Here is an 8,394-nt window from a genome sequence, read left to right on the forward strand (position 1 = left end):
CAGAGCCCGTGTGGCGCAGACAGGCCGTGCCGGAAGCGGCGGGCGCAGGGCGCGCGGCGTCGGCGGCGGCGGGCTGACCGACAGGCGCGGCGTCGGCCATCGTCACGGCGGGCGCCTCGGGCGGAGGCGCGAAGGAAGCGGTCGGCGCCGCGACCAGAGAGCCGGTCGAATCCAGGCCGACATCCAGGGCGCTGGTGGCCACGCCGTTCTTCTGGGCGCAGTCAGCCAAGGTGGCCAGGCCGACGAACTGTCCGTTGACGAAGCAACGCAGCTCTCGCGTCGGCTCCAGGGTCGGGGCCTCGGCGACGTCGATGGTCAGCCCCCCCTTGGACGCCGGCGGCGCCTCGACAGGTCCGTCGCGCCCGCCGCTGAACACCAGGGCGGCCGCCACCGCGCCAACGACGGCCAGGCCGGCGCCGACGATCAGGACCGTACGATTGTCTTTGGAAAGGGCCATGCAGCTCTCAACGCTAACGAAGGCCCCACTAACCCCGTCCGCCCTACGGCCGTCAACCGAAAGCGCCTTTCATCCCGGCTTAGCCTGTGAGTCGCGCCAGGGCGGCCTGATAGTTGGCCAGTTGAGCCTGCAGATAGGCCGGCGCCTGCCCCGTGACCGGCGGCTTGGACGCTTCGGGCGACAGGGCGCGATAGGCGTCGCGCATGGCCTTGATCGCCAGTTGCACCTGATCCTTGGACTTGGCGATGGCCTCGGCGCTGGACAGATTGAGCAGCGGCGACAGGTCGACGCCGAAGGTCTTCTTCTTGTCGTCCGCCGACTTGCCGATGAAGCCGGGCGTCAGGCCCAGCCCCGCCAGGGCGTCGCGTCCGCCCTCACCAGGGATCAGCACGGCCCCGGCTCGCCCGTCAGCGCTGGTGATCGACAGACGCTGGACGCCGCCGCTGGTCACGCGCGTGTCGCCGTCCATGCCCGTCAGATAGTCCCGGTCCGTCTTGATGGTGACCTTGAGGTGGCGGCCCGAAGCCAGTTCGATCTTGCGCGCCAGGGATTGCAGCGTGTCCTTGGCCTCGATGGTCACAGCCGTCTGCCGCCCGGTCGCGGGGTTCTGCACATAGAAGCGATCGCCGGCGCGCACGGCGGTGGCGTCCACCAGAGCCTTGGAATCGCTCTGGTCGATCTCGCCCTGCGGCAGACCCAGGCGATCCAGAACGCTGGCGCCGCCGGAGGAAACCGTCAGGGCCAGCGGCTTGGCCTGCCCCTCGGCCGCCGTCCAGGTCTGGCTCCATTCCACCTGGCCGGTCTGAGCGTCCAATCGCGCCAGATAACCGCGCGTGGGATCATCCTTCTTGGCGCCGAGAGGGCGGTCCGAAACGCCGGTCAGCCAGACCTTGCCGTCATGCACCTTGACGTCGGCGGCCGTGTCGTCCCCCTCGCCGCCGTAGTAGGTCAGCCGATCCGCGCCCGAGGCGGCCAGGTCCGTGGATAACGTGGCGAAGAAGGCGTCCTGCCCGCCCGCGTGGGCGTTGCCGACCTGACCAGCGTTCAGGGCGCCGTTGCCCGTCGCCCCCGACACGATCAGCCGCCCGTTCGCCACCGCCAGACCGGCGATCTCGCCGCCCGAGGACGCGCCCAGGTTCCGCTCGCTCAGCAACTCAGGCGCGCCCGTCGGGCCGACGCGGAAGTGACGCAGCACGAAGGCGCCGTTCTCGACGCCCGCCGTATAGAGATTGTCGCCGTCGATGGTCATGGCCTGGACGTTGTCGTCCCCCGCCGTGCCGAACTGGGCCGCGCCGGTCGCCGTCGCCTTGATCGGCGCCAGGCTGTGGATCTGGCTTTCGCTGAAGGCCTGGACGTAGCCGTCCCAGCCGCCCACGGCCGAGGTTCCCGGCATGGCCGACTTGGCGCGCCCCGCCACATAGACCCGGCCGTCCGCGCCGAAGGAGACCGCCGTCGCCTCGTCTTCGGCCCTGGCGCCGCGCCTCTGGGTCCACTGCTCGCGGCCCTCGGCGTCGAAGACGGTGACGAAGCTGTCCGCCGTCGTGGCCGAGGCTCCGGCCTCGCCAGGAACCAAGGCGCCGACCACTGAGCCGGCCACCGCCACCCGTCCGTCCGCATCCACGGCGATGGCGTAGCCGCTGGCCTTAGAGGCCGCGCCCAGAGCCCGGCTGACCACCACATTGCCCGCCGAATCCAGCTTCATCAGAACGACGTCGGCCTGGCCCTTGATCGGCTGCGTCGAGGAGCCGGCGTTGACGTCAGCCACGATCCACATGGAGCCGTCGGGCCCCGCGGCGCTGGCGCGCACCGTCTCGACGCCGTCCGGCAGGTTGGAGACGCCGCTGCGGCCCTCGACCCAGAAACTCTCGCCGCCCGCGCCGGCGACCGGATTGCCGTCCGGGTCGAACTTCAGCACTTCGTGACCGCCCTTGGTCCCGACGCCCTGCACCACCTGGATCGAATCGCGCGCCTCTGCGGGAACGAAGCTGATCGTCTCCGCCGAGGTTCCGCTGACCGTCAGCCCCCAACGTGTCGGCCCGGCCGGCAGGGTGATGGTCTTGTCGCCCGCCTTCACGGTTCGCGGCTCGGCCTCGATCATCTGGCGGTGGATGCGGGTCTGCACGCCCGCCGCTTCCAGCTTGCCGTTGATGTGCTCCAGCACCGCATCCATGGTGCGCGGCGTCGTCCCCATCTCGGCCAGGTCGATGTTGACCGTCTGGGTTCCCGTCAGGGTCTTCACCGTGACGCCGAAGCGCACGTCGCCCTGAAAGGCCGCGACCGGGTCTGTCAGGGCGCCGTCATGGATCGGGCCGGTCAGATATTTGGAATTGTCGCGTGCGACGGCCGCCGTGGACTGGCTCTGCGAGGCCGAAACGCCCTGCACGATACGCACGCCGTCGAACTGGGCCGAGGCCAGGAAGTCCGTCACCTCGGCCACGCCCGAGGCGAAACGGCGCGACAACTGGTCGGCCTCCAGCCTGCCTACGCCCCGCTCGCCCGCCCGCGTCGTCAGGGCTTCCAGCATGGTCAGCCCCTGATACATGGCGAAGATCTTGCGATAGTCGCCGGACGAGGCCCCTTTGACGTCAAGGACCGCATTCTCTTCGTTGACGAGTTTGCGCCCGCTCAGCGCCGAGCGCAGCAGGTCCGATTGGCTCGGCTTTTCCTTGGGTGTCAGGGTCCAGGGCGCGGTCGGCTGCGTCTTGGGCTTTGGCGCAGGCGCAGCCGAAGGCAGGCCGCCGAGACCCGTCCCCGCGCCGAAAAGACCAAGCAGATAGCTGTTGTTGATCGCCGCCACGCAAGCCTCCGCCCGTCAGCATCGCTCACTGCGGTAACGAACTGTTTAACCGTCGCCAGGAACCGGCGCCCGACGGCGTCGTTTTCGCCTCGCCACAGCCGAGGTGAGACCACCCATGTCACGCGTGCGCTGGATATTGATGAGGCTGATGAGCCTCTATGGCCTGATCCCCCGACCGACCCGCCGTCGGCCGCCTCCCCTGTCGCTAGGACACGGCGCGCACCGGCGGCTGGGCTAGGGCCGCGATCAGCCCTTGAACAGCGACAGGATGATCTGCGGCGCCTGGTTGGCGATCGACAGCGCCTGGGCGCCCAGTTGCTGCTGAACCTGCAGGGCCTGCAGTCGCGCGCTTTCACGGGCCATGTCCGCATCGACCAGATTGCCGACGCCGACCTCCAGCGAGTCCATCAGCTTGGTGACGAACTGAGTGTGCTTCTCGATCTGCTTGGACTGGGCGCCCAGTTCGGCCAGCCTGGAGTTGGCCGTCGCCAGCGCGGTCTCGACGGCGGCCAGCACCTCTGTCGCATTCGCTTCCGTCAGCAGGCTGGGCGCAGCCGTTCCGGGCACCGCCGCCACGTCATCCGCATTGCCCGGAATTCCATCCGGACCGGCGTTGCCGGGGGTGCCGCCGAAAACGTTATTCAGACCAAGCCCCTCCAGCGTCATGTCCTGGCGGTTCATGGTGATCGTCTCGGACGCATCCGCATTGGCCAGGAAGTTCAGCGGCGTCAGACCCGCAGGCGTGGCGGGTCGCGTTCCGCCCACCTTGCCGTTCAGAATATTCTCGCCGTCGAAGGCGGCGTTGTCCGCGAACGACTGCAGGGACTTCAGCAGCGACTGGAACTCGTCGTTGTAGGCCTTGCGGGTCGCGTCGGAAGCCGACGGATCCGCCGCCGCCGTGGCCTTCTGGCGCAGTTCCACCAGAATGTCGGAGATCTGCTGACCAGCGGCCAGGGCGACATCGGCGATGGAGGTGGCGCGGTTCAGGCTGGTCTTGACCGATTCCAGCGCATTCATGTCAGCGCGCTGGTTCTGGGCGACGGCCCAGGTGGCGGCGTTGTCGCGCGCGCCCTGCACCTTCAGGCCCGTGTTCACCCGGCTCTGGGTCGCCGCCAGCTTGGAGTTGGTGGCGTTCAGGTTCTGAAGCGCGACAAGCGCCGACGCATTGGTGATTACGCTGTTGCTCATGGCTGTTCTCGCCTCAGTCCGATTCTGGCGAGCATTAGTGACGCTGATTCCTGAGCGTATGGTTAACGCCATCGCAACGCCTATTAACGCCGCCCGGCCATGCCGAGAGGCGTTTCATGGTTCGGACGCGCGGCTGGTCAGGCCTCGGTCTTGATGATCTTCCCGACGTCGTAGGCCGGGCTTTGGCGCAGTTTCAGCACTTCCTCGCGCGGGAACTGGCGGATCACCTCCCCGGTCACGCGATCCAGGGTCTTGTAGACATAGCCCGTCGACTCGCGCTCGATCGTCAGTCGGTAACGGCCCGCGTCATCGGCGGCACCCTGAGACGCCTGAACAGCGGGTTTAGACTCGACCACGACGCCCTGCGGCTCGCGGTCCAGATAGGTTACGCTGGAAACTCCTGCGACATTGTCAGCCATATCCCTCTGCGCGGACCTGCCGCGCCTCCCGTCTCAACGATGCGAGAAAGGGGCGAACCAGCGGCCCGCCCCTTCCTTAACCGCGTCGGATTAGCGGAACAGGCCCAGCAGGATCGAGCTGGACTGGTTCGCGATCGACAGCGCCTGCACGCCCAGCTGCTGCTTGGTCTGCAGAGCCGTCAGGCGAGCGCTTTCCTTGGCCAGGTCGGCGTCGACCAGGTTGCCGATGCCGACTTCAAGCGAGTCCTGCATCTTGCTGACGAAGGTCAACTGGCGATCCATGGACTTGGACTTGGTGCCCAGGTCGCCCAGCACGGCGGTGAAGGCCGTGATAGCGCCTTCGACCGCAGCGGTCGTGGCGGTGGCCACGGTCGCCGTGCCGCCAGCGGTGGCGACGGCAGTGTCAGTCCCGGCGATCGCCTTCACGGTGAAGGTGTCGGCCGCGCCGGTGCCGGTGCGGACGTCGACAGCCGCGGCGTTGGCCTTGAACAGGTTCACGCCGTCGAAGCTCGCGCCGCCCAGCGCCTTGGTGATTTCATTGCCCAGGGCGTTGAAGTCGGCCAGGTAGGCCGTTTGAGCCGCGCCGGTCGACGAAGCGATGGCGACCGCCAGACCCTTCTGTTCTTCCAGAGCCTTGGTGACGATCTCGCCGGCGGCCAGGGCCACATCGACGATCGACTGACCGCGCTGGATCGACTGCTTCACCGAGTCCAGAGCGCCCATTTCGGCGCGCTGCGACGTGGCGATGGCGAAGATGGCGCCGTTGTCCTTGGCCGTGGAGACCTTCAGGCCGGTGTTGACGCGGTTCTGCGTGACGTTGAGGTCGCGGTTCGTCGCGTTCAGATTTTGCAGGGCGATGAGAGCGCCCGCATTGGTGTTGATGCTGTTAGCCATTTTGGCTGTCCTTTGTCTTCAGACGATGGCCGACGCCGTTTTGGCGTCGGTGAGCATTCTGCTCGGTAGCGAGAGGTGGTCAGGCGGCGGCCTCAACCGCCGCCTTCAGCGTTAGCGGAACAGGCCCAGCAGGATCGAGCTGGACTGGTTCGCGATCGACAGCGCCTGCACGCCCAGCTGCTGCTTGGTCTGCAGAGCCGTCAGGCGGGCGCTTTCCTTGGCCAGGTCGGCGTCAACCAGGTTGCCGATGCCGACTTCGAGCGAGTCCTGCATCTTGCTGACGAAGGTCAGCTGACGCTCCATCGACTTCGACTGGGTGCCCAGCTTGCCGAGTTCGGCGGTGAAGCCGCTGATGGCGGTGTTGACGGCCGTGATCGCAGCCTGAGCGGCCGTGGCGTCCGCCGGAGCCGACAGGGTGGCCGTGGTGGCGACGGTGATCGCCGCGCCCGTGCCGATGTTCTGGGTCGCACCCGAGGTGCTGGTCAGAACCGACTGCTGCGTGGCGTTGGAGAACAGGTTCACGCCGTCGAAGGTCGCGCCGGCCAGGGCCTTGGTGATTTCACCGCCCAGGGCGTTGTAGTCGGCCAGATAGGCCGTTTGAGCCGCGCCGGTCGACGAAGCGATGGCGACCGCCAGGCTCTTTTGTTCTTCCAGGGCCTTGGTGATGGTCTCGCCGGCGGCCAGGGCCACGTCGACGATCGACTGACCGCGCTGGATCGACTGCTTCACCGAATCCAGAGCGCCCATTTCGGCGCGCTGTGCGGTGGCGATAGCGAAGATCGCGCCGTTGTCCTTGGCCGTGGAGACCTTCAGACCCGTATTCACGCGGTTTTGCGCGACGTTCAGGTCACGATTCGTCGCGTTCAGGTTTTGCAGGGCGATGAGAGCGCCAGCATTGGTGTTGATGCTGTTAGCCATTTTGGCTGTCCTTTGTCTTCAGACGATGTCCGACGCCATTTTGGCTGCCGGGAGCATTCTGCTCGGACGCCTACGCAGCAAGGTGCGGGCCAGGCCGCACCAACACCTCGTTTCCTGCATCTTATTGAAAACAAACAATCTTGATCTGGAAGACACTCGGCACTTCCTTCCCCTCAGCACCGATAGGCGGCATTTTTTACCGAGTTAGCAGGCATTTTTTGCCGCCCCACGCACTCCATCCAGACGTCGATCAGGGCGCGTTCGTCCCTCAGCGTGTCCACCGCCAGCTGTCGCGCCGCATCGCAAGCCGTGATCTGAGCGCCGCGCCGGACATAGGCCGCCTCCAGATCAGCCGCCGTCGCCTGTGGCGGCAACCGCGCCAGGCCGCACCGCGCCTCGGCTTCCGGCGGCAGCATCAGTCGAGGCGGCGCAACCGCCGAGACGGGGCGAGAGACGGCACAGCTCGCGGTCATGATCATCAAGACGCCGAGCGACAGCGTCATCCAGGGGTGTATCGGCGTCATCGGCGCTCCTCGCCTTCTGTTCGGCCGTGATCGTCGCGCGATCGACAGCCCGGCTCTGTTCGTGAAAATCGCGGAGGCGATCGGTTTGACGCCCCCGCCCTTCCGCTTCGATCGTGCGGGCGGCCGCGTCCTGTTCGGCTCGGTCGGCGCGGCGCTCCGTCTCGGCATGACGCCGGGCCTGCAGGCCGAGCGGATCCCAGCTCAGCCCCGCCCCCTTGCCGATCAGCAGCATCAGGCCCAACGCCAGAGCCGCCACGACCAGCCACCCCAGAGGCGTCAGCACGCGCAGAAATCGCGCGCTCATGGGTAGCCCCTCCGATCCAGTTCGAAATGCGGTCCGTCGCGCAGGCGCGGCCAGTCGCCGCCCCAGATCAGAGCCACATCCCGGTCCTTCGCCGCCGCCTTGAACGCCTCGGCGATGCGGGGGTACAGCGGCCAGTCCCAGCGCACCTCGCCGTCGATCCATGCGGCGACATCCACCGCATGGCCCGTCAAGTGGCGCGAGTTCAGCGTCCGGCTGGCCCCCGCGCGGACCAGTTCCGCCTGGCGCGCGGGCGTGCGCAATCCCTCTGTGATCATGAAGTCCACCGGCGTCAGGCGGATCGCCGCCTCGACCACGGCGACCAGATCAGGATGAACGCCCTTCAACCGCTCGCGCGAGCGTTGCGACAGACCGAAGCTCATGGCTTCCCGCCCGCGCGCAGCCGCGCCAGATTGACGATCTGCTGGGCGCTGGGCGCCACCAGATAGAGCAGCAGCATCAGGGCGATCAGCCCCATCAGCCCTTCGGCGATGCGCGGCAGGTCCGTCGCCGCCGCCCGCGTCACCGCCAGCCGCAACAGCAGCCACAGCGCCAGGCTGGCCGCATAGACATAAAGACGCCGCCACAGCCAGCGGCCCTCGGCCAGATCGATCGGCTGTCCCGCCCGCTTCATCGGTTTATCCTCATGTTCAGGCGTCATTGCTCATCCTCCGGGTCGTGGGGCGCGGCCGAGCTTCGCCAGTCGCTGCCCAGATGGTCGAAACAGTCGTCAGCCGAGAGACGCTCGGGCGCAGCCCAGACCTCGGCGTCCAGCAGCGGCTCAAGCTCGCCCAGCGACAGGGCCTCTTCGGCGTCGACGATGCGGTGCAGGCGTCTGATCATGGCGCTCACCCGATCGCCGTCAGCCAGACCACGCCGGACGCGCCCGCGCCGCC

The 8,394-nt window shown here is 67.6% G+C and carries 10 protein-coding genes; all 10 read right to left on the bottom strand.

What is annotated here, in order from left to right:
• A partial coding sequence (locus B2Y21_RS02565) for a hypothetical protein (protein WP_292056625.1) occupies positions 1-457 on the bottom strand: 457 nt, incomplete at its 3' end.
• 79 nt (positions 458-536) lie between these two features.
• Complete coding sequence (locus tag B2Y21_RS02570) at positions 537-3,254, bottom strand: transcriptional regulator (protein WP_292056627.1); 2,718 nt, start codon at positions 3,252-3,254, stop codon at positions 537-539.
• Positions 3,255-3,500: 246 nt separating this feature from the next.
• On the bottom strand, positions 3,501-4,442 hold the full coding sequence (locus B2Y21_RS02575) for a flagellin (protein ID WP_292056629.1): 942 nt from the start codon (positions 4,440-4,442) through the stop codon (positions 3,501-3,503).
• 137 nt (positions 4,443-4,579) lie between these two features.
• Positions 4,580-4,861: a flagellar protein FlaG gene (locus tag B2Y21_RS02580; RefSeq protein ID WP_292056631.1), complete on the bottom strand. Its 282-nt coding sequence runs from the start codon at positions 4,859-4,861 to the stop codon at positions 4,580-4,582.
• Between the two features lie 90 nt (positions 4,862-4,951).
• Positions 4,952-5,755 (bottom strand): flagellin, encoded by an 804-nt coding sequence (locus B2Y21_RS02585; protein WP_292056633.1) that lies wholly within the window; start codon positions 5,753-5,755, stop codon positions 4,952-4,954.
• Between the two features lie 111 nt (positions 5,756-5,866).
• A complete protein-coding gene (locus B2Y21_RS02590) occupies positions 5,867-6,673 on the bottom strand; it encodes a flagellin (RefSeq protein ID WP_292056635.1) in 807 nt (268 codons plus the stop codon).
• 348 nt (positions 6,674-7,021) lie between these two features.
• The gene (locus tag B2Y21_RS02595) at positions 7,022-7,429 is read right to left on the bottom strand and encodes a hypothetical protein (RefSeq protein ID WP_292056637.1); all 408 of its coding nucleotides are present in this window, start codon (positions 7,427-7,429) and stop codon (positions 7,022-7,024) included.
• A 68-nt stretch (positions 7,430-7,497) separates the two neighbouring features.
• Positions 7,498-7,881 carry a M15 family metallopeptidase gene (locus B2Y21_RS02600; protein WP_292056649.1) on the bottom strand — a complete coding sequence of 128 codons (384 nt, stop codon included), beginning with the start codon at positions 7,879-7,881 and terminating at the stop codon, positions 7,498-7,500.
• Positions 7,878-8,132 (bottom strand): hypothetical protein, encoded by a 255-nt coding sequence (locus tag B2Y21_RS02605; protein ID WP_292056652.1) that lies wholly within the window; start codon positions 8,130-8,132, stop codon positions 7,878-7,880. Before B2Y21_RS02605 ends, B2Y21_RS02600 begins: the two co-directional genes overlap by 4 nt.
• 23 nt (positions 8,133-8,155) lie before the next feature.
• A partial coding sequence (locus B2Y21_RS02610) for a hypothetical protein (protein ID WP_292056653.1) occupies positions 8,156-8,394 on the bottom strand: 239 nt, incomplete at its 5' end.

This window comes from Brevundimonas sp. UBA5936 (assembly GCA_002430835.1).
Lineage (GTDB): Bacteria > Pseudomonadota > Alphaproteobacteria > Caulobacterales > Caulobacteraceae > Brevundimonas.